The following is a 22,438-nucleotide window of genomic DNA, read 5'->3' as shown; positions in this document are numbered from 1 at the left end:
TTCCACAATGACCTTTGAAGCGGTAAAACAGCAGGAACAGCAGAATATCATGCCCGTTTATTCCCGTTTTCAAGTCGCGCTTGTTTCCGGGAAAGGCGCGACCGCAACCGATGTGAACGGAAAACAATATATTGATTTTACCAGCGGAATCGGAGTGAATTCGCTCGGCTTCTGCGACCCGGAATGGTCGGCCGCCGTCGCAAAGCAGGCGGGGACTTTGCAGCATATCTCCAATTTATATTACAGCCCGGTTCAGACGGCGGCGGCGGAGAACCTGTGCAGGCTCAGCGGAATGTCAAAGGTGTTTTTCGCAAACTCCGGCGCGGAGGCGAACGAGTGCGCGGTCAAGCTCGCGCGCAAGTACGGAACAGACCGGCTGGGCCCGGGCCGCACAGAAATCGTAACGCTGAAAAACTCCTTTCACGGCAGGACGGTCACGACGCTCGCCGCGACCGGGCAGAACGAGTTTCACGAGTACTTTGCCCCGCTGACAACCGGCTTTTCCTACGCGGAGCCGAACCTGCGAAGCGTGAAAGACGCCGTGACGGAAAAGACCTGCGCCGTCATGCTCGAACTGATTCAGGGCGAGGGCGGCGTGGTGCCGATGGACAAAGCGTTCGTCGAAGAACTGCGCGCGTTCTGCACACAGCGGAAAATCCTGATGATTGTCGACGAGGTGCAGACCGGCGTCGGCCGCACGGGAACCTTTTACAGCTACCGGAATTACGGCGTTGTGCCGGACGTCGTGACAAGCGCCAAGGGGCTTGCTTCCGGCCTTCCGCTCGGCGCGTGCCTGTGCGCCGAACCGTTCGCGGATGTTTTGGGTCCCGGCACGCACGGCTCGACTTTCGGCGGCAACCCGATTGCCTGCGCGGGCGCGCTGGTTGTGATGAAGCGCCTGGCCGAACCTGAATTTTTAAAAGACGTGCGGGAAAAAGGAAATTATTTTGCCGAAAAGCTCGCGGAAATGCACGGGGTTTCCTCCGTGCGAGGCATGGGATTGATGCTTGGCGCGAAGCCGGCCCACGGCAGCGTCGGCGAAATCGCGGTGAAATGCGCGGAACGCGGGCTTTTGATTCTGACCGCGAAGGACGTCCTCCGCCTGCTGCCGCCCCTTGTCATCTCCAAGGACGAAGCGGACAAAGGACTCGCGATTCTTCGGGAAGTACTGGACACATATGAACCGTAATTTACGGCAGGAGGGAACCGACGTGAACCATTTATTAAAGATGATGGACCTGACCGCGGGAGACATCGCGGAGATCCTCAACCTGGCGGACCAACTGAAATATGAGCAGAAGCACGGCATCGCGCACCCGCATCTTGCGGGAAAGACGCTCGGCATGATTTTTGAAAAGGCCAGCACCCGCACGCGCGTCTCGTTCGAGGTCGGCATGTATCAGCTCGGCGGCCTGCCGATCTTCCTTTCTTCCGACGACCTGCAGATCGGCCGCGGCGAACCGGTCCAGGACACCGCCCGCGTGCTGTCCCGGTATCTAAACGGAATCATGATCCGCACGTTCAGGCAGTCGGAGGTCGATGCGCTCGCAGCGAACGGAACCGTTCCGGTCATCAACGGCCTGACGGATTATGCCCATCCGTGCCAGGTTCTGGCGGACCTGATGACCATCCGCGAGTACAAGGGCGCGCTGGAAGGGCTCAAGCTCTGCTTCATCGGCGACGGAAACAACATGATGAACTCGCTGATCGTCGGCGCTCTGAAAATGAAAATGGAAGTCGCCGTCGCCTGTCCGTCCGGGTATAAGCCCGCGCAGGACGTACTGGATTTTGCCGTGACGCACCCGGCGTTCAGCATGACGGCGGACCCGGCGGAAGCCGCCCGCGGCGCCGATGTGGTCATCACGGACGTGTGGGCCTCCATGGGCAAGGAGGACGAAGCGGAGCAGCGCCGCAGAGATTTTGCGGGATACCAGATTAACGGCACGGTGATGAAAGCGGCAAAACCGGATGCGATCGTGCAGCACTGCCTGCCCGCCCACCGTGGGGAGGAAATCACGGAGGAAGTGTTCGAAAGCCACTCGAAAGAAATTTTCGACGAGGCGGAAAACCGCCTGCACGCGCAGAAGGCGGTTCTGGTCAAACTTCTTGGGTAATTCGCGGAAACAGAAAGTCGGCACGCAGTTTGGGGTGACCCTGAACTGCGTGCCGTTTTAGAAACGCTGTGTGTTGGGGGGGCGGCGCAAGGGGGCTTGAGCCTCGGATTTCCGGAACGAGACGACCTGCGCGCGCCCCAGCCTGACCGTTACGGGACGGATGATGCGGAGGAATCGTTCTGCCAAAAGAAACCAAGAGTTACCGTTGACCCATCGGAGTTGTGTGCTTCAAAATTGCCGAATGGGGCCTCGCTTTTCGGCGCCCGGTCACCCGTGATTGTGACCAGTGCTTCCCCCTGATGCTGACAGACGATGGCCACGCGGTCAATGTCGCTTTCCCGCGAATTGGAGATCAATTCCTCCTGCACGGATGCAACGGCTATCCCGTAGTTTGCGATATCCCAGATTTGCGGCATAGAATCGGATGAAGACATGGACGGCACTTCTTCTCCCGGTGAAACATTTTTGAAGTCTACTGTGAGTTTAAGCGACGATCCCGTTTTTGTGCATGACACAATCTTGGCGTTCGCCGTGCCGATTCGACGTTCGAGACGATCGGACAGCGACAGTCCCGCATTCCGCTCCAGAAAGACGCCAAGCACGATTCCGGCCACCAGCGCAACAACCCCTGTCAAAACAACCGAGTATAATAGCCGGTGTTTTTTCAGAGCACTGACGACGGCAGATAAAACATTCACTGCGATCCCCCATTCTCATTTTATTCCTTATATTTCATTCACACAGAGTCAATAGCCCCTGTGTGGGTCAGCAATTTCTTCCGGAGAGCGTCCCGAATGATGTATCCTAAAATAGGAACGTGAAATAGAATCCGGTCGAACAGAATATTTTATAGGATCCCTGAAAAGAAACAGGCGCAGGGGTGAGAAAGAGACAACTCTCTCACCCCTCATGATTATATAGAGTTAAATGCCTTCAACCCAGTTAGGGCTGACTGGATTCTGCGTTATGGTAGGAGGAATCCGGTAATTTCCCTGAGGGATCTGCGTCTGTTCCAAATGGAATTGACCCGCTTTTTTCAAATGCCATTCTTCGATGATGGCGAGATGTAGGAATTACCTCTGCTTTTATTATAAATTATAATTATTATTTGTCAAAATTATTTTCAAATATTTCCTAGGGCTACAATTATTGGACATATAAAGAAAAAAAGAGACGGGAATGAGTGCATCGGTTAGAATTAGTTACCACACACTAATTCAGCCGAAAGGCAGTGCCCATTCCCGAAATTTCTCATTGTCTAACCGAAATTAACCACCGGCTTGGCCGGCGGAAACGACGACGGCTTTAGCTAAGGAGGAAACCGTCAGCGGGCCAGGACTCCGTTGTCGGAGGATTCCAGAATCAGAATATCCTCCTCGTAGCCCGTTTTGGCGTTGATATAGACCAGAACGCGGTCGCCGTTGTTGCCCGTGCACTGAAATTCCCAGCAAAGCAGTTCGTTCAGGCCGGGGGTCGGAATCAGCGCGAGCCGGCTCAGCTTGACCGTCAGGCTCGAGCTGACCTTTTTCTGCGCGTCCGCGGAAGAAAGCGAAGCGTTCAGCGTCCGGCTCTTATGGTTCATCAGATACCCGGCGGACTGAAAGCGGACGATTTCTCCGTTGTCCAGCGCGACGCCCACCTTGATCAGGTCCGGGTAGCACAGAATGCCGTCCTGCAGATAGGCGTAGTTGATCATGCAGATGCCGTCGTTCATGACGTAATAAGTCTCTTTCATGTTCTGGATTCCCCTGCCGTCCAGAAAGGCGCGGGCTTTTTCGGAGGCCGCCTTGTAGTCGAGCTTTTTCCCGCCGACCGAGCGCGTGTTCGCCATTTCGGAGATATAACCGCCCGCCTTGGTTACGGAGATGCGGATCGCTCCGTCTTTCGCAGTAAAGTTATAGGTCGGCATATTTCCTTCCGTATCCTGCGTATGGGTCAGCTCCGACTGCTTCAGACCGATAAAAGCCGCGGCGAGATTCTGCGCGTTGCCCTGCGGGATGGTTTTCTTTCCCTCGGTCAGCTTTGGCTTCATCTGGCCGATATGGTCGGAAAACGGGCCGTCGTAAATCATGGACGGGAAATTCGAAAAATCCTGTTCCGTGTTTTTCAGGGAATCGTTGAAGTCCGTGGAACTGAAATCCGGGTCAACGTCCTGAAGATCTTTCTGGAGCTTTTTCGCGTAGGACTCCAGATTCTGCATGGACTTGTATTCGGTATCGCTGATGGCATCCCCTTGCGATATTTTCCTGGAGAGGCTCATGGAAAAATCGCCGACCTGGGTGATAAATTTACTCACGTTGTCAACGGAATTTTCCGTCAGCGGAAGCACGGAAATCGCCGCTTTCGCCATGCTGGATTCCCTCATCAGCTTTGCCGCGAGGCCGTTCTGCTCCGTGGCCGTGTTCGCATACACCGCTTTGTTCAAGGTAATCTGAATATTGTCGACACAGTCGCGCAGATCGCTCAGCGAACGCGTATATCCGTACTGCAGATCCCTTTTGTAACGCTCCGCCTGGGTATATCCGTAAACCGTGGCTCCGCCCAGGGAAAGAATGATCGTCAGGACAATGGCCAGCGTAGCAATCCGTCTTTTTTTCATATTTTCACCCCTGAATCATATTTTCAGACCGAAAGCCCTCAAATATACGTATTTTATAACCGGACGGTAAAACTTTCGGGCCCGGAACGTGCTTTCGTCAAATCCGATAATTTCGGTCGGACTCATTTCAAAATCCTTGTAATTGTTTCTGAATATGAAAATTTTTGTTTTTAGCACTGTACTTTCCAAGAGTGCTGGATTATAATAGCATTGTTAATTATGATAAAAATCACAGGGATTAAGGTAGCGTTTTATACAGGATGACCGTGCTCTTCGGAAGGATATGGATGAATTCGCGGAAAAATCACGTTTTCGGCGGATTTCGGCGGTTTCACCGCACAAAGGAAGCGAAAAAGCGGAATCATGAGCCAAAGCCGCGGCATTTCGGTTGAACCGCTTCCGGCGGCGTTGAAAGCGCAGGGGGGGCAAACGGGGTATTTGGACAATCTTAATTCAAAAATCCAGCGGCGCGGAACAGGCGCCTGAAACCGTGCCGCGCTTTAGGCACGCAGATGTTTTGCGTCGGAAGCTCCGTCGATTTTCATTGGAACAAGGCCCGGAAAAAATCATTGGGAAGTGATTCTGATGCCGAATTCAGAAGAAAGTCAGTCGCCGGCCGGCCGGTCCGGATCCTCTTTTTGGACAGGCTTTGACCGCGAAGAACAGCGCCGGATGGAAGAATGGCTGAACATTGCGATCGAAAAAAACATGTTCGAAATATACTATCAGCCTCTGTACAGCATCTGCGACGGAAATTTTACGGAGGCGGAGGCGCTTTTAAGGCTGAAGGGGCCGGACGGAGTCTATATTCCCCCCGACCGGTTTATCCCGGTTGCCGAGGAAACCGGGCAGATCATAGAAATCGGCTGCATGGTTCTGGAGCGCGTGTGCGAATACATCCGGTACCTGCTGGCGTGCAGGATCAATATCGACACCGTTTCCGTCAATCTGTCCGTCGTGCAGCTGATGGGGGAGGACGCGGTGCCGCGCCTGAAAAAGATCATCCGCGGAAGCGGCATTTCGCCCAACCGGATTCTGTTTGAAATCACGGAAAGCATCCTCATCAGCAACTACACGCTGATTGCCGAGAAGATCCGCGAGCTGAACCGCTCCGGCATCCAGTTTGCGCTGGACGATTTCGGCACCGGGTATTCCAATATTACAAACGTGATCGACCTGCCGTTCGACGTGGTCAAGATCGACAAGAGCCTGATCTGGGATTCGATGAAAAACCGCCGCTGCAATATCATGATTCGCGAACTGACCCGCACGTTCCGCAACATCAATCTCATCGTGACCGCGGAGGGCGTGGAGACCGAGGAGCACGACCGGTTTGCCCGCCAGTGCGGCTGCGACAAAATTCAGGGCTTCCGCTACGCGAAGCCGATGCCGGTCAGCCGCGCCGCGGATTATTTCGGCCGATGCGCCGTGTCTTACTGAAAATCAACGAAAAACCGGCCGTCCCTGTCAAAGGGGACGGCTTTCTTTATGATTTGCTTCCGGGGCGGGGCGCTTCGGCGGCCGGATTCCCGAGGGCGGAACGCGGCGGGCGACGGCGGGGAAAAACCGGCGGTTTTTCCCCGCCGTCGCCCGTTTTCCCTTGATATTTCCAACATCGGCAAGTATAATAAGGACAATTAAAAGACCCAATACACGGAAGAAGAGGAATCATAAAAATGGATATTCAGAAATTTTATCAGATGATAAAGGGGAAGAGCGTCGCGTTCTGCGGCATCGGGGGCAGCAACCTTCCGCTGGCGGTTTCGTTCGCGAAAAAGGGCGCCGCCGTCACGGCGCGCGACAAACGGCCGGAGGAAAAGCTGGGGGAAGCCGCCGAGCAGCTGAAAAGCGCGGGGGTGGAGCTGCGGTGCGGCGAGGACTACCTCAGGAATCTTGACGAGGAAATTATTTTCCGCACGCCCGCGATGCGCTATACTCTTCCGGAGCTGGACGCGGCCCGCGCGCGGGGAGCTGCCGTTACCTCCGAAATGGAGATGTTTTTTGAAACCTGTCCGTGCAGGATTTTTGCCGTGACCGGCAGCGACGGCAAGACCACCACGACGACCGTGATTTCAAAAATTCTGGAAAGCGCCGGAAAAAAAGTTCACCTCGGCGGAAATATCGGCGAACCGCTGCTGCCCCGCGTGGAGCAGGTCGGCCCGGAGGACGCCGCGGTCGCGGAGCTTTCCAGCTTCCAGCTGATTTCGATGCGGCGCAGCCCGGATGTGGCGGTTGTAACGAACGTGACGCCGAACCATCTCGACGTGCACAAGGATATGCAGGAGTATATCGACGCCAAAAGGAACATCATTCTGCATCAGAATGCGTTCGGGCGCGCGGTTTTGAACGCGGACAATGAGGTGACCGCCTCTTTCGCGAGGGACGTGCGCGGGCAGTGCCTGCTGTTCAGCCGCAGGCATCCGGTGGAGCACGGCGCTTATATGGACAAAAACGGGCAGATTTATTTTGTCAGCGGCCCGGAGAAAACGCGCGTCATGCACGCTTCCGACATCCGCATTCCGGGAAAACACAACATTGAAAATTATCTGGCCGCAATCTGCGCCGTCTGGGGATACGCGAAAATCGACGAGATCGTCGGGGTCGCGAAAAGCTTTGCCGGCGTCGAGCACCGCAATGAGCTGGTGCGGGAATTCGAGGGAGTGCAGTACTTTAACGATTCCATCGGCACGACGCCGAGCCGCACGATCAGCGGGGCGCTTTCGCTGTTCGACAGGCGTATTCTGCTCATCGCCGGAGGCTACGACAAGAATATTCCGTTCGACCCGCTGGGGCCCGTCATCGCGGACAAGGTCAAAACGCTGGTGCTCATCGGCCAGACGGCGGACAAGATCGAACAGTCGGTTGTCTCTTCGCCGAACTACAAACCGGAAAATCTGAAGATTTTCCACGCGCAGTCGCTGGAGGAAGCGGTGGACCTCTGCCGCAGGGAAGCCGTGAGCGGTGACGTCGTCTCCCTTTCCCCGGCCTGCGCCAGCTTCGGCATGTTCCCGAATTATGAAACGCGCGGCGAACGCTTCCGCGAAATTGTCAACGCGCTGAAATAGAAATGAAAAACCAGGAGGGAATTTTTTTGGAGGAATTGGAACAGCTTATCTTCCGCCTTTGTTCCGCCCCGGGCACCCCGGGCGGGGAGTCGCCCGCGGCCGAGGCCGCGGCGGCGGAGCTCTCCGGTCTGGCTAAGGTGCAAACGGACCGGATGGGAAATCTGACGGCGGAGTTTGGCAATCCGGATGCGCGGGAGCATGTCCTTCTCGACGCGCATCTGGATCAAATCGGACTGATCGTTACCGGAATCGACGAAAACGGTTTTTTGAAGATTGGACGCTGCGGCGGGACCGACGCGCGCGTGCTGCCCGGCGGGGCGGTCACGGTTTACGGCGCGGAAACGCTCTGCGGCGTCGTCTGCTGCACGCCCCCGCATTTACAGGAGGGCGGAGAGGACAAGGTCGAGCCGGTTGATAAAATGGCTGTGGACGTCGGTCTTTCGCACGACGAGGCGGAAAAGCTGGTGCGTCCCGGCGACCGCGTCCTGTTTCGCACGAATCCGAAGCGCCTGCTGGGGACGCGCGTCTCCGCGGCGGGGCTGGACAACCGCGCCGGCGTTGCGGTCTTCTGCCGCTGCGCGCAGATTTTGAAACAGGAAAAGCTGAACTGCAAAGTAACGGTTCTGTTCAGCGCGCAGGAGGAGACCGGAGGGGCGGGTGCGAAAACGGGGGCGTTCGCGGCGCGGCCGACGCAGGCCATCGCGGTCGACGTCAGCTTTGCCAAACAGCCGGGGGTTCCGGATGTGAACCTCGGTTCGCTCGGCGGCGGTCCGATGATCGGAATCGCGCCGGTGCTCAGCAGAAGCATGACGGACAGGCTGATCGGGCTTGCGGAAGAGAAAAAGATGCCGTGGACGCGTGAAATCATGGGCGGCGGAACCGGCACCAACTCCGACGAAATCGCGACGACGGGGTCCGGCGTGCCGACCGCGCTCATTTCGGTGCCGCTGCGGTACATGCACACCCCGGCGGAGGTCATCGACCTTAAAGACATTGAAAACACGGCGCAGCTGATCGCCGCGTATCTGCGGGAGGTGGGCTGATGGGCCGGTTTGAACTGCTTCGCGAGCTTTGCGGGGCGCACGGGATTTCCGGGCGCGAGGACGCGGTGAGGAAAATCATTTTACGGGAAATCGAACCCGTTGCCGATTCGGTGGAGCTGACGCCGCTCGGGAACATCATCGCGGTGAAAAAAGGATTAAAACGGCCGAAAACCAGCCTGATGCTCGACGCGCATATGGATGAGGTCGGGCTGATCGTCACGGATATCACGGACGGCGGACTGCTGAAATTTGCGTCCGTCGGCGGAATCGACCGCCGCGTCCTGCCGGGCAAGACCGTCTGGATTGAGGAAAAAATCCCGGGAGTGGTCGGCGCGAAGCCGATTCATCTTCTGGAAGAGGACGAAAAAGGGAAAAGCGTCCCGATGAAGGATTTGTATCTCGACATCGGCGCGGGCAGCCGCGCCGAAGCGCAACAATGCGTCCGCCCCGGCGATGCGGTTGTGTTTGACTCGGTGTTTGACCTGTCGCACGGCATGGTGAAAAGCAAGGCGCTGGACGACCGTGCCGGCTGCGCGCTGCTGATCGAGCTGATGAAGGACGGCCTCCCGTACGACACGACGTTTGTGTTTTCCGTTCAGGAGGAAGTGGGCCTGAACGGTGCGAAAACAGCCGCGTTCGCGGTGAACCCGCAGGCGGCCATTGCCGTGGAATGCACCACGGCGGCCGATGTGGCGGGAGTCGACCGCGAGAAAGACGTATGCTGCGTGGGCGAAGGCCCGGTGCTTTCGTTTATGGACCGGCGGACCGTGTACGACCGGAAGTATTACAATCTGGCTTTTGAAGCGGCGAAAAGCGCGAAAATCAAGTGCCAGCCCAAGCGCGCCGTTGCCGGGGGCAACAACGCGGGCGCGATTTTTTCCTCGCGTTCCGGCGTCCGAACGGCCGCGGTCTCGCTGCCGTGCCGGTACCTGCATTCCCCGGTCGGGGTCATCTCTCAGGACGACTATGCCGAGGCGAAAAAGCTGCTTGCCGTTTTGGCTGAAAGGATCGCTGAAACAGACTCAGTATGATAAAACTCATAGAATCTAAAAATGACATCATCGCTTCGGAGAACAACCCGTTCGGTGTCAGAATCCGCTCGATGGCTCAGGTTTACGGCGCGGGGGAACCGTTCGCCCGGTTCTGGGTTCAGGACGGCGGCTCTTCGCTGGCAAAGCTGGACGACGCGGTTGTTTTGGAAAGCCGTGAAGCCGACTGGGAGGAGCTGACCGGGTTTCTGCGCATGCTGGATGCAAAAACCGTCTCCTGCCCGGAAGAAGCCGCCGGGCATCTGGGGCTGCCCGTCTCCGGCCGCGGCGAAATCATGCGTCTGAGCGGTGCGGCGGAAAGTCCGTTTCACACGGACGCGGAGCAAAACCCCGGTCTGCGCGAAATCTACGCTCTGCTGTGCGAGGCGAAAAGCGAGACGTTTGTTCCTCCGGAATTCGAATCGTTTTACATGGATATGTCCTACCGGACGCGGCATGGGGCGGCGGTATCCGTCGGAATCCATACCGAAGGAAGGCTGGCGGCGTGCGCCCTGTGCTCCTCCATGACGGAGCGTGCCGCGGTCTTATCCGCCGTGGCCGTGCTGCCGGATGATCGCCGCAAAGGACTGGGACGCTGTGCGGTCGCCGCGCTGACGGCGCTGCTGAACCGCGAGGCGGTCTATCTCCTGCGGGCGGACGGCGAGAATGAAGAGTTTTACCGTTCCATGGGCTTTGTACCGGACGGCAGATGGGCTCAAATCCGGTTTTAGGAGGACAAAATGAAAGAGAAACGCTTTGAAGCGGTCTATTCTCAGGGAACGCTGGACGTTGTGAAAATACTTGTCGATACGGAACGGACCGCGAGGGAAAGCCGGTTCTGTCGTCCGCGGGCGGAGAGGGCGTTCGCCGACGGACGAAAATACATAAGAATCCGTTTGAACAGGAATAGGAGTCGATCGTTTGTATCCTTTTTTTAAAATTGATCAGAAAATTCTGGACGCGGCGGAGCGCGCGGAAGACATGGTTCGCCCGCAGATGGAAGTAGTTGAAAAAAACACAGAGTATAATCAGCAGAGGATGCTGGCGGCGTTTATCAAAAACGGCGTGAGCGAAAGCCATTTTGCGGCTTCCACCGGATACGGCTACGGCGACCGGGGCCGCGACGCGCTTGACCGCGTGTTTGCGGACGCGATGGGGGCGGAGGACGCGCTGGTGCGGCACAACTTTGTCAGCGGAACCCATGCCCTGACGGTCGCTTTGTTCGGGGTTCTGCGCCCCGGCGACACCATGCTGAGCGTGACGGGAATTCCGTACGACACGCTCCGATCCGTGATTGGCCTGACGGGTAACGGAATCGGGTCGCTTAAAGAGTTCGGGATCCGCTATGAGCAGGTTGATATGACTCCTTCGGGAAAGCCGGACTACGAAGAAATCGAGCGCCGGGTACAGCCGGGGCTGCGGATGGTCTATCTGCAGCGCTCGCGCGGGTACAGCCTGCGGCCGTCGCTTTTTGTGGAAGAGATCGAGAAAATCGCAAGGATGGTCAAGCGGAAGGCGCCGGACTGCATCGTGATGGTCGACAACTGCTACGGCGAATTTGTGCAGCGGACGGAGCCGGTTTCGCGCGGGGCGGACCTGATGGCGGGTTCGCTCATCAAGAATCCGGGCGGCGGCGTCGCGCCGACCGGCGGATACATCGCCGGGAAAAAGGGGCTTGTGGAAATGTGTGCCTATCGCCTGACGACGCCGGGCACGGGGCGTGAAATCGGCGCGACGCTGGGCAACAACCGCGAGTTGTTTATGGGTGCGTTTCACGCGCCGCACGTGACAGGGGAAGCGCTCAAGACGGCGGTATTCACCGCGGCGCTGTTCCGTCAGTTGGGGTACAAAGTTTCTCCGAATTATGATGAACCGCGCGCGGATATTATCCAGACGCTGCTGCTTGAAAACGAAACGGCGCTGGTGGCGTTTTGCCGGGGAGTGCAGAAAGGCGCGCCGGTCGACTCGTTTGTTGTGCCGGAGCCGTGGGATATGCCCGGTTACGACTGCAAGGTAATTATGGCCGCCGGCGCGTTTACGCTGGGGGCTTCGATCGAGCTTTCCGCCGACGCTCCGCTGCGCGAGCCCTATGCGGCGTGGATGCAGGGCGGTTTGAATTACCACAGCGGGCGCCTGGGGGCGATGCTGGCAGCCCAGTCGATGCTGGAGCAGGGCGTTTTAAAGGAATAGAGATTGCCAAAACGCCGAATCTCTGCTATAATACGATAGCCCGGTAAATGTGCCGGGCAGTATGCGGGTGTGGTGGAATTGGCAGACACGCAAGATTTAGGTTCTTGTGTCGCAAGATGTGCAGGTTCAAGTCCTGTCACCCGCACCAACAAAAGACATATCTTTCGCCAAGGGGGAGGTATGTCTTTTGTTATGTGGAAAAGCATGGTATTATGGATCCAGAGTTTATTATTTCATTAGACAAACAGAAACTTGAGGAGAAATTTCTATATGAGATATAAATATACAAATGGGTCTGAACCAGACTTTATTTTATTGTGCCATGAACTGGATGAATTTTTGAATAAATTGGTTGGCGGAGAAGAAAACCGTTTGCAATATATTCCATATAATCAATTAGATGATATTCACGATGTTGTTATAGTTTACGACGGGGATAAACCTATAGGTTGTGCAAGTTTTAAGCATTATGATGTTGAAACGGCAGAGGTAAAACGCGTATTCATTAGGGAAGAATATCGCGGAAAAGATATTTCAAAAAAGTTGATGGAATTGTTGGAGCAAAGCGCAAAGAAACAAGGCTATAAAAAATTTGTACTGGAGTCCGGCGAGCCATTGATTGCCGCAATGAAATTATACAGGGCCATTGGTTATTTTAAAATTAAAAATTTCGGGCAATACAAAGATATGCCAGATTCCGTCTGCATGGAGAAAATACTGTAATTTTCAGTATGTAACTTAATTGGAGATTATACTAACTGTAAAAATTTTATTTGCAACATTTTTCCACTACAAATGACCCTCGAGTGGTCATAACGACAAAAGCAGGCTGATGATATGTCAGTCTGTTTTTGTTTGCGTGTATTTCCTTTTGCATCTTTGTCTGCTATAATTTTGCTGGTACTTGCATAAATAAGCAAAAATTTATCGGGTAGTTTTGAACTGCGGATAATTTATAATTTGCGAGGTAATAAAATGAATGAAAAGTTCTTCATAGAAATCAATGGGTCAAAGCAATGCATGTTTTTGCAGAGCGAAAATACTGAAAACCCTGTGTTGCTATATATACATGGAGGACCTGGCGCACCCGAAATTGCATTTGCTGAAAAATACCCGACTGGCTTAGAAAAGCTATTTACTGTTTGCTGGTGGGAACAAAGAGGTAGCGGAATATCATATAACCGTAAAATCACTCCGAAAGAAATGACACTTGAACAGATGGTTTCGGACACGATTGAGGTGACGAATTATTTACGCAATCGCTTTGGAAAAGAAAAAATATATATCATGGGACATTCATGGGGTTCTTTGCTGGGTGCTATCACAGTTAAGCAACAACCTGAGTTTTTTCATGCTTATATAGGCATTGGACAAGTAGTACAACAAGATCGTTCAGAACGTTTGGCGTATACATATATGCTTGAGCAATTTGAGAAGTCAAACGACAAAAAAATGATACGACGATTAAGAGAATTCCCAATTGAAGCTGGTGGCGACATCAGTATAAAATATCTTGCCGGAGCGCGGAGTGAAGGTATGAATAAGCTTGGTATCGGTGTTATGCGAAGCATGGCATCAATGTTTGATTTTGTTGCAATAGTGCTTAGATATAAGGGGTATACTTTAAGTGAAAAGATTAAATTCGCAAAAGGTAGCAGTTTTTCACTAAAATATTTGTGTGATTGTATGATTAAAACGGATTTAACAGAGCAGGTACCATGCTTGCAGGTGCCCGTATATATTTTCCAAGGCAGGCACGACTATCAAGCATCTTATGTAGTAGCAAAGGATTTTGCAACGGCGCTAAAGGCTCCCATAAAAGGTTTCTACACATTTGAAAATTCCGCACACAGCCCTTGCTTTGAAGAGCCTGAAAAAATGTGCAATATTTTACGCGTTGATGTTTTGCAAAATCAAGTAAGTTTATCTGACAAGATATAATTGTTTCACCTTATCGTGGAAACTATACAGGAAGATTATTAAATGCTTATTTATCCATGTTCTATGTGATCGACGCTTATTATTCAGCCCATCCTTCTGATTCTGTTGGCTCGTTACTAGGCGACCTAAATCCATTTTTATTCAAAGACTCAATATCTGCGGACCCGGCCGCTTACGACGATTTTTGCGACTGTTTTGCCAAAACCGCTAAGGGGAGAGAGGTAGACGATGTTGATGTGGGCTATCAGGCTGCAAAATCATTTTTACAATTTTATAACGATGAATTTGGGTTTGAGCTTGAAAATTTGATTCGTGATTTTTCTTATGAGGATTATAAGAAGGCCTATCACTCTCTCAAATAATGCGAAGCGTTTGTCCAGGAAATAGAGCTTTTGATGATTCATTCAGCCGTCGAATCACCCGCACCAATGAAAAAGCAACATGTAAGGTATCGAACCTGCATGTTGTTTTTTTGTTTTTTACCAATTTTGAAAAGGTTTTTCATGCGGCCGCATCCAACGCTGCGGCAGATTTTTAATAAATTCTTTAAAAGTTGCCCTCTAAGGGGCAGCTTTTGCCTGTTTTCTCCGGTTAAGTGAAAGAATGTAATGCTTATCACTTAAAGGAGGACGTTCGCGTGTATGTAAAGAAAATGGCTGGATTTGTTCTATCTCGTGAAGAAAAATGTATATACTTTTCAACCGCCAACCATTCAGAGTACAAGATGAGACATTGGATTGCACAACTGGATTCCAAAACATGTTTTACATGTAGGGATCATCATGGTAAAATATATTCGGTAAATGAAATACCGGATATAGAACCGCCCGTCCATCCAAACTGTCGCTGTGAAGTTCAAAACATGGAAGCGGTTTTCGCAGGAGAGGCTACGAAAGATAGCGAAAACGGCGCCGACTGGTGGATTAAGAATATGAAAAAATTTCCGGATTATTATATTTCAGAAAAGGATTTAACCAGTTTGGGCTGGAGACCGGGAAAGGCTCCTTCTAAATTCGCACTAGGCTAAATGTTTACAAGGGGGATTTATTGCAATGATAATGGACATTTACCACAGGCCTCCGGTCGTATCCGGCAGGAAGCAGATATCAATTACTACAGCGGAAAGCGCAATGGGCACCGTTTGCTTTGGTCAAATGACGGTTTGTCTTTGTAACGTATGACCATTATGAAACGTTTATTGAGGTAATATAGGGAGGGCTTGAAATGGAAGGAAAAAAAGATTACTACTTTGGATCTAACCGGCTGCAAATCTTTAGGAGAGCTACACCAGAGAATCAGGAAAGCGTTTGATTTTCCGGACTGGTACGGTGAAAATTGGGACGCTTTTTGGGATTTGCTTCAGACCGAATGTGATGCCGACAAGATCAAAATTCTTGGAGAGCATACCTTATCAAAAGAATTCAATTGGCATATTGAAAAAATGCACGAAATTTTACAGAGAAATAAAGATGATCACAAAAAGTATGGATGGAATTTTGACTTTGAAATCATCAACTGACTGCTAAAGGTTTTGAGATCTGCTCTAAATTGAGCAAATGACACAGTTACAATCCATGTGTAAAGGGTTTCGAACCTGCACATGGATTTTCCTACCTTCTATTATGGTGATTTTTATGATATACTTGATGCAAGCTATTTATATTACTTATAGGATAAAGGACTTTAAATGGATATTGTTATTGAAAAGGGAACAGAATTTGATATTGACCAACTTGCACAACTTTATGACGATTTGAATGACTTTCTGGCAGGCAGTATTAATTATCCAGGCTGGATAAAAGGTGTGTATCCAATTCGTGAAAATGCAGTAAACGGTGTTACAAACGACAATCTTTATGTTGCGAAAATTGCAGGGAAAATAGTGGGTTCTATTATACTAAGCCATGAACCAGAACCTGCGTATAGTAAGGCTAGATGGAAAATTGATTCCGATTACTCCAGAATTTTTGTGGTATATACTTTTGTTGTTCACCCTGATTATCTAAAAAACGGGATTGGTACGAGCTTGATGGATTTTTCAGCTCAATATTGTATGGCTGAACATGCTAAATCTATCCGGCTTGATGTTTATGAAAATAACGTACCAGCTATCAAGTTGTATGAAAAATGTGGTTTTGAGTATATAGACACTGTCGATTTGGGACTTGGAAATTATGGATTAAATCACTTTAAATTATATGAGAAATTGCTGCAATAATTACAAAATGTGTATATGTGATTATAAGTCTGCATCTAAAATGGGCAAATGAAACATCCAAGAAGCAACATGTAAGGTTTCGAATCTGCATGTTGCTTTTTTTACAGGCGTTGAAAGGGTTCTTAAGTGGCTACGTGCTACCGTGCGGTGCTTTCTCCCGATTTTAGTATGTATATTGAAATGGCACCGGTTCTGCAGCTTACCAATACATTCCGAAACCGTTGGTGTGGTGCCTATTTTGCGTCGAAAGGAATCCGAGTCGTTCCAACCGTCAGTTGGGGGAACGAAAATACATTTGAATTTTGCTTTGATGGAATCGAGAAGGGCTCCACGGTCGCGGTGTCAACCTATATGGGATCTGAACACGACAACCGTCAGAACCAGAAGGAGTTTTTCCCCAAGGGCTACAATGAGATGCTGCACCGCATTGAACCGGAAAAAATGATCTGTTATAACGAACCGTTCCCGGAGATGCAGGGCGACATTGCGTTTGTCGACTATGAACTAAGCTCGTGGAAGCATATGAATGAACCTATACATACCATCCAAATACGCAAAATACATCTGCGGAGAAGAACTCCTTCCGGTAGGAAGCAATCTCATTATCAAAAGCGGATATATTGTAAATGAGAATGATAAGAATTATAATAACATTATTCAAATAAATCATAGATGGCTTTTACATAATCTTCTCCTGAAGATGTTTCAATGTCCGACAGTGGAAGTGATCTGCAGATCACGCGATGCGCCTAGCCCGGCCAACAAGCACATACCGGCAGCTCCAATCAGAACCGCAAGCGGCAATGTCCAGTTGTTAGTCGCATCATGCAGGAACCCCAAGAGTGTGGGTCCAAAAGAAGCGAGCAGGTAACCAACCGACTGTGCCATGCCAGAAAGTCTCGCCGCTTCATCTGCATTTTTTGTACGGAAACTAAAAAAGATCAGAGATAAACTAAAAGTAAGCGTGCAACCGCTGCCCATAAGAATCATCCAGAGAAATGTAAGCCCCGTCGCTCCAAAAAACATCCCCAATAGTCCCGACAAAACACATAGAGAGGCAACGATAACCACCGGGCGTTGATTAGCTTTACGTCCTGCAAGAACTGAACCAAAAAATGCAACGGGGAGAGACGCAAGCTGAAAAAGGGAGAGCATCCATCCTGCTTTGCCTGAATCCATACCCTGATGGACTAAAATGTCCGGCAGCCATGCATACATGCAATAGAGCTCCACGGATTGAAGTCCCATATATAGCGTTACCTGCCATGCCAAAGGGGATTTCCATAAGTTGACCTTGTTACTGGACGATCCCTGAGCGTTCTTCATTTCGTTCTTTTCTTGATAGCAGTCTTTGAATTTTGTTTTACTGGCACTGTTGACTGTTCCTTCATAAGCGGTCGTTTTTCGCTTTTTCTGTATGACTTGAGGTATCCAGAGGATAAAAGATAGAAAACCAAGTACAGCCCAAATACTTAACGAACCCTCTCATCCCAATCCTGCTTTTGTTGAAATTGGGATGCTAGCACCGGATGCTATTGCTCCAAAAAGGGTCATGGAACCATTATAGATGCCCGTCATTGTACCGATTTGTTTTGGAAAATCACGTTTGATCAGGCTGGGCATCAGCACATTGCCGACAGAAATGGATAAGCCAATAATAGCTGTTCCAAAAAACAGACCACGTTCTCCAAACAATGAGCGCAATACAATGCCAAACGTCAGAAAACCAAGTGACCAAAGCAGCACCAACTTCGCTCCAAACTGTCGCGCTAATTTTGGCACAAAAGGTGAAAATGCCGCAAAAGCGATTAATGGAAAGGTTGTTATCATGCCTGTTAATGTATTTGAAATATGCAAGCTGCCACGAATTTGATCAGCCACTGGGCCAACCGCCGTCAGGGGGGAGCGTAAATTTGCGGCAATAAATATAATTCCGATTATCAGCATGAAAGGTGCAGATTTCGATGGCGGTAAAGAGACATTTTCCTCTTGAGATTTATTTAATTGGTCCATGAATTTCTCCTTGTCTAATCAGTATTTATTGACACAGCCACTTGTTGATAGCCACAACCGGCCGCGATATCCGGGACCTGGTCACCAGGGTCAATAAATTTAACCGTGTCCGTGAATTCCCGCTTGAATAAATCAACCGCTCAGACTGAAACGGCAATCTGATTTTTATTTCTTGTCCTTTGTTTTATCTGAATGTTTGCTGAAACGAGGTTCACCCATATGTTTTCTTGGTTCATATTCGTAATAATACGGCATCCAACCACAGCAATAAGGTAAGCAGGACCGGAGATATGCTAGAAGATATTTTGCTAAGGCTTCGTATCCCTCTTCATCATACTCTCTCCACTGCTTATTTCTTTCATCTTTCATATTATCTCCCTTCAATTCTTGAAGCAAATCATCTTCGTGTCATGCAATAGTGTGTATTTGCGCCCCCCCTTGGTTAGCGCATGCTAACCAAGGGGCAATAAAAAAGTTTGTACGCTCTGAACTCTGAAAAACAGATTTATACAAACAAAGTTTGAAAAACTCTTCTACTCCTTTGCTGCTTACAGTATAAGCCTTAGATTCAATAATTAAAAATATATTATTATATATATACTCATAAGCAATATTGTATCAATAGTGTTATAAAAAGAGGGGGCGCACCTATTGTCTGGTACACCCTTTTTCAAAGATCTATACGTTTTTTTGAAAACGTTGAATTACACACTCGCGAAAACGCTCCGCAGCTTTCGAAAAATATCGCTGTTCTTTCCAAGCGAGCCGTAGAATGTTTTTAAAATCTGTCCCTTCTATCTCCAGCAGAGAGACCGGCAGTTCTTTTTTTTCGTCATCAGAACATGGTAAAAAAGATACTCCCAGTCCAGCTGCGACTAAATTGATCGCCGCCGTTGATTCACTGCACTCACAGATGATATTGGGTACAAACCCATTCTTTTTGCACAGTTCATCACAAAACTCCCTCTGGCTGAAATTGGCTTTTAATCCGATAAAGGCTTCCCCCTTCATTTCCTGAAAAGAAACCGTCCGGTGATTGGCAAGATGGTGAGATGGTGACACTGCCAAAAAGATGTTTTCCTCTGCCAAATTAACGGTGGATATATTGGGATGCTCGGTAATGGTATTAAGAAAGGCAAAATCAATCTCGTCAGTTTCCAAAAGATGCAGCTTTACTTTATCGTCACCTAACTGCGTGATATGAAAATTTACTTTTGGATGAAGTCGTGCAAAGTCTCCTATAAAGTTACTAAATTCTTGATTCATAGATGTGGACGCAAAAGACACGAACCCCATTTCACTCCCAGACAAATCAGAGATTTCCCGGCGCCCTTCCTCAACTTCTTTTAAAACCCTGTCTGCTCGTTTCAAAAACGCTTTCCCATATTTATTTAGAACAATATTACGGCCTGTCCGGTTAAATAAAGGGACGCCGAGGTCCTCCTCCAGCTTTGCTATCGTTGCACTAAGGGCAGGCTGCGCAATCTGCAGAACACCAGCGGCTCTTGTCATATGCTGCATACGGGCCACAGTCTGAAAGTATTTAATTTGCAGCAAGTCCATATAAATTCTCCCTCTTATTAATATATTTATTATTATTGAAATATATATAATTATATATTTTTATTTATTAATAATAGCAGGTATAATAGAGTCAATCAAGTGCATCTAGTATTTATTCATTTCTTCTCGTTAAAAAGGTGACAGAATTCAGGTGAAAATCAATGGCTACACTGACAAAATACTGTTCTATTCGAATCTGAAACATAAGGAGAAAAAATGTCTACAAACTTGGAAGAAATGATCTCTGCTGGTATGGTAGCGGTGGAAAATATAAAAAATGTCATACTCTTATTGATGAACAAGCCGAGACTTACCGTTTAAAAGGTATGAAGTGCCGCGCCGAAAATTACTGAAGACAAAACAACAAATTGAAGGTAACCGGGAAAGCAGTAACCGCAGTTAGCCGGAAGAGTTTGGCATTCATCCGTCGAAACACCCGCACCAAACGCACATAACCCGAACGTTCACTTTGATCGGTGAAGCGTTCGGGTTTATGCTTTCTTTGAGCTAAAATAAATAGAGGGATCGCCTTAAAGGAATAGATGTGCTGTAGGTTTCGATGGAATTGCCGGTCGACAGTTAAAAGATGGCGATGTTGGATTTGAAAACCTGTTTTACATGCAGGGACCATCGTGATAAAATATATTCGGTACATGAAAATCCGGATATTGAACCACCCGTCCAAACAAACTGGCGGGGGTGAAATCAGATATATGGTTTTTATCGGGACATTGTCTTATTAAAAATTCGAGCAAACAGCGTAGAGGTTTCTCCTCAGCGCAGCAGCAGTATAGATCTTTTGATCAGACCAACGCAAAAAGCCAGAAAAGCCAAACAAAGTGTCGGCTCTTCTGGCTTTTGCGGCAACAAGGGTTATGTCAGACGTGTGGCCTTTTCTCCGCTTATTGTATTTGAAGGATTTTCCCCTCCATCGCGTCTAAGCTAAGAAATTCGCCCCCCTTCCACTGATCTTTGGTCTTCGGATCGGGGAAAAGCCGGCGGATCGTTTCAGGCGCCTCAAAAGGAATCCTCACCGTCTTTTCCGTGTCGCTGTTATTTAGAACGATCAGCAGTTTTTCCTTTCCGGTCTTGCGGAAAAAAGCATACACTTCAGGTTCGTTTACCGGAACAGTTCTAAATTCCCCGCAAGTCATTGCTTCATGTTGCTTCCGAATCATAATCAGCTTTTGAATAAATTGAAACAGCTTGCCTTTTTCCGGCTGGTTTTCCCAGGGCATCGGTTTGCGATAATCCTCTTCCGTGACGCCGTCGATTTCAGCTTCGTCCCCATAGAGGATGGAGGGAACTCCGAGGAAGGTCATCATAAAAAACAGCGCAAGCCGCAGCTTTTTTACATTGCCGTTGCAGACGGATAAAAATCTGGGTACATCGTGGCTGTCCAATAAATTCATCTGAGCATAGGCGATCGGCGTCTTATATCGAAATAACATCGCGTGGAGCTTTTGATCGAATTCTTCTGTCGTAATACTCCGATTTGCGAAAAAATCTCTGCAGAGAACAGAAAAGCCATAATTCATCGACGAGTCAAATTGATCTCCCTGGAGCCATTGGGAGGCGTCTTCCCATATTTCCCCAACTAAAAACGCATCCGGTTTTACAGCCTTGATCGTTTCCCGGAACCGGCGCCAGAAACCGTGGTTAATCTCGTTTGCGACATCCAGACGCCATCCGTCGATATCTGCTGTTTGAATCCAGTATTTCCCCACACGACAGAGATACTCTGCTACTTCAGGATTGCCGGTGTTAAGCTTTGGCATTTCGCGAACGTAAGCGAATGCTTCATAATTCGGAGGAGTTTCATAGCGAACGGGGAACTCCAGGCGGTAAAACCAGTCGGCGTACCGGGATGCTCTGCCGTTTGCCAAAACATCCTGAAACGCGAAGAAATGGGAACCGCAGTGATTGAATACTCCGTCCAGGATCACCCGTATCTTATTTTTATGGCATTCCGACACTAAGAGCTTCAGGTCCTCCTCCGTTCCAAAACAGGGGTCTATTGAAAAATAATCGGTGGTGTCATATTTGTGATAGGAAGAAGCTGAAAAAATGGGATTCAGATAAATGCAGTTCGCGCCAAGTGTAACAAGATAGTCAAGGTTTTCAATGATTCCTTTTAAAGTTCCGCCGTTCCTTGAGATGCAGACGGAGCCGGTTTTATCGGTTTTCCGCAGCCCCTTTCCACTGATATGCCGTCTTTCGGTAGCAAAACTATCCGGAAATATTTGATAAATAATTGCTGAATTTACCCAGGAGGGAACATGGACCGCGTCTTCCCGGCGGACATAAGCGAATTGATAGTATTCGGTTCGGCCGCACTTGGGGCTTACATGGAATTCATTTGAGTAATAATAAGTCGTTTCCCCCTTGTCTTCCAATGTAAAGTAATAGAATATCCTCGTGCAGCAGGCGGTCAATTTGCACTCGTAATAGTCAAACAGGCTATCCGAACCTATGAGGCGCATCGGCTTTGCTTTTACCGGAGCGGGCTCCTCCGGACAGACCCGGTCCCCATAACAAAGAGTACATCGCACTACATCGCCTTTTTTGGTTCTCAGGCGGATGACAACGGTCTTTCCATCCGCAGTAAAAGCGTAATTTGAATCCGGTATATGTAAAATTGCTTCTTTTAACAAAAGCAGTGCC

23 protein-coding genes, 1 tRNA gene and 1 pseudogene are annotated in these 22,438 nt (G+C 49.8%); 19 read left to right on the top strand and 6 right to left on the bottom strand.

Annotated elements, in window-relative coordinates; translation table 11 throughout:
* Positions 1–7 precede the first annotated feature (7 nt).
* On the top strand, positions 8–1,189 hold the full coding sequence (locus HCR03_RS11015) for an aspartate aminotransferase family protein (protein ID WP_187034237.1): 1,182 nt from the start codon (positions 8–10) through the stop codon (positions 1,187–1,189).
* 22 nt (positions 1,190–1,211) lie between these two features.
* Complete coding sequence (argF, locus tag HCR03_RS11010) at positions 1,212–2,114, top strand: ornithine carbamoyltransferase (protein WP_187034236.1); 903 nt, start codon at positions 1,212–1,214, stop codon at positions 2,112–2,114.
* Positions 2,115–2,263: 149 nt separating this feature from the next.
* Here argF and HCR03_RS11005 read toward each other — a convergent pair whose 3' ends face one another.
* On the bottom strand, positions 2,264–2,812 hold the full coding sequence (locus HCR03_RS11005) for a hypothetical protein (protein WP_156990457.1): 549 nt from the start codon (positions 2,810–2,812) through the stop codon (positions 2,264–2,266).
* A 626-nt stretch (positions 2,813–3,438) separates the two neighbouring features.
* Positions 3,439–4,713 (bottom strand): PepSY1/2 domain-containing protein, encoded by a 1,275-nt coding sequence (locus tag HCR03_RS11000; RefSeq protein ID WP_066645826.1) that lies wholly within the window; start codon positions 4,711–4,713, stop codon positions 3,439–3,441.
* A 585-nt stretch (positions 4,714–5,298) separates the two neighbouring features.
* Between HCR03_RS11000 and HCR03_RS10995 the strand changes: the two genes are divergently transcribed.
* From HCR03_RS10995 to HCR03_RS10920, 16 genes are all read left to right on the top strand, one after another.
* Positions 5,299–6,153, top strand: coding sequence for an EAL domain-containing protein (locus tag HCR03_RS10995; protein WP_156990458.1), 855 nt, complete (start codon positions 5,299–5,301; stop codon positions 6,151–6,153).
* Between the two features lie 48 nt (positions 6,154–6,201).
* On the top strand, positions 6,202–6,354 hold the full coding sequence (locus HCR03_RS10990) for a hypothetical protein (protein ID WP_187034235.1): 153 nt from the start codon (positions 6,202–6,204) through the stop codon (positions 6,352–6,354).
* Positions 6,355–6,389: 35 nt separating this feature from the next.
* Positions 6,390–7,778 (top strand): UDP-N-acetylmuramoyl-L-alanine--D-glutamate ligase, encoded by a 1,389-nt coding sequence (murD, locus tag HCR03_RS10985; RefSeq protein ID WP_187034234.1) that lies wholly within the window; start codon positions 6,390–6,392, stop codon positions 7,776–7,778.
* Between the two features lie 26 nt (positions 7,779–7,804).
* On the top strand, positions 7,805–8,821 hold the full coding sequence (locus HCR03_RS10980) for a M20/M25/M40 family metallo-hydrolase (protein WP_156990461.1): 1,017 nt from the start codon (positions 7,805–7,807) through the stop codon (positions 8,819–8,821).
* Complete coding sequence (locus tag HCR03_RS10975) at positions 8,821–9,852, top strand: M42 family metallopeptidase (RefSeq protein WP_187034233.1); 1,032 nt, start codon at positions 8,821–8,823, stop codon at positions 9,850–9,852. Before HCR03_RS10980 ends, HCR03_RS10975 begins: the two co-directional genes overlap by 1 nt.
* Positions 9,849–10,580 (top strand): GNAT family N-acetyltransferase, encoded by a 732-nt coding sequence (locus HCR03_RS10970; protein WP_187034232.1) that lies wholly within the window; start codon positions 9,849–9,851, stop codon positions 10,578–10,580. Before HCR03_RS10975 ends, HCR03_RS10970 begins: the two co-directional genes overlap by 4 nt.
* A gap of 9 nt (positions 10,581–10,589) precedes the next feature.
* Positions 10,590–10,787, top strand: a complete 198-nt coding sequence (locus HCR03_RS10965; protein WP_187034231.1) for a hypothetical protein — start codon at positions 10,590–10,592, stop codon at positions 10,785–10,787.
* On the top strand, positions 10,771–12,039 hold the full coding sequence (locus tag HCR03_RS10960) for a methionine gamma-lyase family protein (RefSeq protein ID WP_187034230.1): 1,269 nt from the start codon (positions 10,771–10,773) through the stop codon (positions 12,037–12,039). Before HCR03_RS10965 ends, HCR03_RS10960 begins: the two co-directional genes overlap by 17 nt.
* Positions 12,040–12,102: 63 nt before the next feature.
* A tRNA-Leu gene (locus tag HCR03_RS10955) sits at positions 12,103–12,187 on the top strand.
* 122 nt (positions 12,188–12,309) lie between these two features.
* Entirely contained in the window at positions 12,310–12,762 is a 453-nt protein-coding gene (locus HCR03_RS10950; protein ID WP_066648536.1) for a GNAT family N-acetyltransferase, read from the top strand.
* Positions 12,763–13,014: 252 nt separating this feature from the next.
* The gene (locus HCR03_RS10945; protein WP_187034229.1) at positions 13,015–13,980 is read left to right on the top strand and encodes an alpha/beta fold hydrolase; all 966 of its coding nucleotides are present in this window, start codon (positions 13,015–13,017) and stop codon (positions 13,978–13,980) included.
* 56 nt (positions 13,981–14,036) lie between these two features.
* Complete coding sequence (locus HCR03_RS10940; RefSeq protein WP_187034228.1) at positions 14,037–14,342, top strand: hypothetical protein; 306 nt, start codon at positions 14,037–14,039, stop codon at positions 14,340–14,342.
* A gap of 275 nt (positions 14,343–14,617) precedes the next feature.
* A complete protein-coding gene (locus HCR03_RS10935; RefSeq protein WP_228724949.1) occupies positions 14,618–15,007 on the top strand; it encodes a minor capsid protein in 390 nt (129 codons plus the stop codon).
* Positions 15,008–15,199: 192 nt separating this feature from the next.
* Positions 15,200–15,499 (top strand): barstar family protein, encoded by a 300-nt coding sequence (locus tag HCR03_RS10930; RefSeq protein ID WP_187034227.1) that lies wholly within the window; start codon positions 15,200–15,202, stop codon positions 15,497–15,499.
* Between the two features lie 168 nt (positions 15,500–15,667).
* Positions 15,668–16,198, top strand: a complete 531-nt coding sequence (locus HCR03_RS10925) for a GNAT family N-acetyltransferase (protein WP_187034226.1) — start codon at positions 15,668–15,670, stop codon at positions 16,196–16,198.
* Between the two features lie 126 nt (positions 16,199–16,324).
* Complete coding sequence (locus HCR03_RS10920) at positions 16,325–16,828, top strand: DUF4417 domain-containing protein (protein ID WP_156991318.1); 504 nt, start codon at positions 16,325–16,327, stop codon at positions 16,826–16,828.
* Positions 16,829–16,903: 75 nt separating this feature from the next.
* On the opposite strand, the pseudogene HCR03_RS10915 reads toward HCR03_RS10920, so the two are convergent.
* From HCR03_RS10915 to HCR03_RS10905, 3 genes and pseudogenes are all read right to left on the bottom strand, one after another.
* Positions 16,904–18,211, bottom strand: a pseudogene (locus tag HCR03_RS10915) (CynX/NimT family MFS transporter).
* Positions 18,212–18,376: 165 nt separating this feature from the next.
* The gene (locus HCR03_RS10910) at positions 18,377–18,580 is read right to left on the bottom strand and encodes a hypothetical protein (protein WP_156991316.1); all 204 of its coding nucleotides are present in this window, start codon (positions 18,578–18,580) and stop codon (positions 18,377–18,379) included.
* Positions 18,581–18,889: 309 nt separating this feature from the next.
* Positions 18,890–19,774: a LysR family transcriptional regulator gene (locus tag HCR03_RS10905; protein WP_187034225.1), complete on the bottom strand. Its 885-nt coding sequence runs from the start codon at positions 19,772–19,774 to the stop codon at positions 18,890–18,892.
* Positions 19,775–19,977: 203 nt separating this feature from the next.
* On the opposite strand from HCR03_RS10905, the gene HCR03_RS20585 reads away from it, so the two are divergent.
* Positions 19,978–20,127 (top strand): SEC-C metal-binding domain-containing protein, encoded by a 150-nt coding sequence (locus tag HCR03_RS20585; RefSeq protein WP_228725200.1) that lies wholly within the window; start codon positions 19,978–19,980, stop codon positions 20,125–20,127.
* Between the two features lie 549 nt (positions 20,128–20,676).
* Here HCR03_RS20585 and HCR03_RS10895 read toward each other — a convergent pair.
* A complete protein-coding gene (locus tag HCR03_RS10895) occupies positions 20,677–22,428 on the bottom strand; it encodes a glycoside hydrolase family 13 protein (protein ID WP_187034224.1) in 1,752 nt (583 codons plus the stop codon).
* Positions 22,429–22,438: the final 10 nt, after the last annotated feature.

The organism is Caproicibacter fermentans, assembly GCF_014303955.1.
Taxonomy (GTDB): Bacteria; Bacillota; Clostridia; order Oscillospirales; family Acutalibacteraceae; genus Caproicibacter; species Caproicibacter fermentans.
This window is presented reverse-complemented; position numbering and strand designations above follow the sequence as displayed.